Origin of the sequence: Nonomuraea sp. NPDC003709, from assembly GCF_040610775.1 — a bacterium.
In the GTDB taxonomy this organism is placed as follows: Bacteria; Actinomycetota; Actinomycetes; order Streptosporangiales; family Streptosporangiaceae; genus Nonomuraea; species Nonomuraea angiospora_A.
The window spans coordinates 1-1,659 of the sequence record NZ_JBEXMW010000088.1 but is presented as its reverse complement, the minus strand read 5'-3'; the positions used below and the strand labels follow the sequence as shown (position 1 = coordinate 1,659).

General features: G+C 69.1%; 1 protein-coding gene. It reads right to left on the bottom strand.

What is annotated here, in order from left to right; all coding sequences use genetic code 11:
- Positions 1-160: 160 nt before the first annotated feature.
- A complete protein-coding gene (locus tag ABZX61_RS65795) occupies positions 161-1,537 on the bottom strand; it encodes an IS1380 family transposase (RefSeq protein ID WP_355213249.1) in 1,377 nt (458 codons plus the stop codon).
- Between the last annotated feature and the right edge of the window lie 122 nt (positions 1,538-1,659).

Below are 1,659 nucleotides of genomic sequence, written 5' to 3'. Positions count from 1 at the left end.
CCTCGATCTTTCTCGGCCTTGAGCTGGTCGGCTGAGGGTTTCGGCTGGAGATCGATTGCCCCGCTGTGGTCAGCGTGGATGCCCGGCTGTCGCGCCGGGTGAGCGGGGTTCCACAGGCCCGCAGGTCTCCTTTCCTGATCGTGGGACGGGTTGGTGCTGGTCAGGTCGGTGCCGGCAGGGCGTGCAGGCGTGCCAGGGCGGTGATGATCTGGCGGGCCCAGGGCCATCGTGCCGGAATGCGGAGATGCAGGCGGCGGCCTCCGTGCACCAGTCGGCCCGTGACGGCGAACAGGCGGAGCCGCAGGCGTTTGGGCTCGTAGCGGCGGGCGTCGATGCCATGCAGGGCGAGCATCTGCATCCATGCGGTGAGTTCGCAGGCCAGGGCGACGATCTCGAGCCAGATCTGGTTCTGGGCGAAGTCATGCAGGGGCAGGTTGCGCAGGCCGGTGTCTTTGGCGGCGCGGATGCGGTCTTCGGCGCGGGCGCGGCGGCGGTGGCGGAGTTCCAGGTCGGCGAGCTGGCCGCCGGGGGTGCCGGTGACGAAGCAGGTGAAGCGGTGTCCGTCGAGGTCGGTGAAGCGCAGTTGGGCGCCGGGGTGTGGGCGTTCTTTGCGGACGATGACGCGCATGCCCTTGGGCCAGCCGGTCAGGTCGAGTAGGCCGGTGAGTTCGGCGACCCAGGCGCCGGGGCGGGGCTGGCGGTCGGCGTTGTAGGCGGGGGTCCAGGCGGTGGTCGGGAGCTTGAGAATCGCCTGCGCGATGTCGTCGGTGATGGTGAAGCCGATGGAGTATTTCAGCCATCGCCCGGGGCGGGTGAGCCAGGCGAGGAACTCGTGGGTGCCGCCGCCGGAGTCGGTGCGGATGAGGACGTTGCGCCGCAGGTGCTTGGGGAGCTGGGGCAGGGCGAGGCGGGTGGTCTCGATGTGGTCGGCGGCGGTGTTGGAGCCGGCGTTGCCGGGCCGCAGCAGCAGGGCCAGGGGCTCGCCGCCGCCGTCGCCGGGGTGGTCGGCGAAGGCGGTCATCGGGTGGAAGCCGTAGCTTTTCTTCCAGGTCGGGGCCGCGTGCTGCTTGTCGGAGTGCGAGATGACGATGGTGGCGTCGAGGTCGACGATCACGGGCTGGCCGTCGGTTCCGGGGGCGCGATGGCCGGCCAGGTGCCAGGCACGCTGGCGTGCGGTGGCGCGGGCGGCGCGGATCGCCTGCAGTGCGCGGGCCTCATCGGTGGCGAGCCGGTCGATCAGGCGTGAGACGGTCGGGTCGGAGGCGACGGTGCCGAACAGCTCGGGCTGGGAGCGCAGCAGGGCGATGTCGGCCAGGCAGTCTCCGCCGAGTGCCAGGGTGAGGGCCAGATCGGTGATGATCTTTGCGGGGTCGTGGACGGCGTGGCTGAGCCGCCAGCGCTCCAGTTGCTGTGACAGGGCCTTGTCCAGTCCGGTGATACGCAGCGTCTGCATCAGCAGCAGACCACCACCATGGGAGACCAGCCCGCGGCCGTCTGCGGACACGGTGATCTTGCGATGTGAGGCGGTAGAGTTCACTCGGAAAGTGCCTTCTGATCTGGGTTGGACGGGGCCTTAGACAAGTCCGATCCTCCCAGCTCAAGGGCACTTTTCTTATGTGAATGATCAGGTCGGCTCAAATTCGCCGTGAAAGCCGCAGG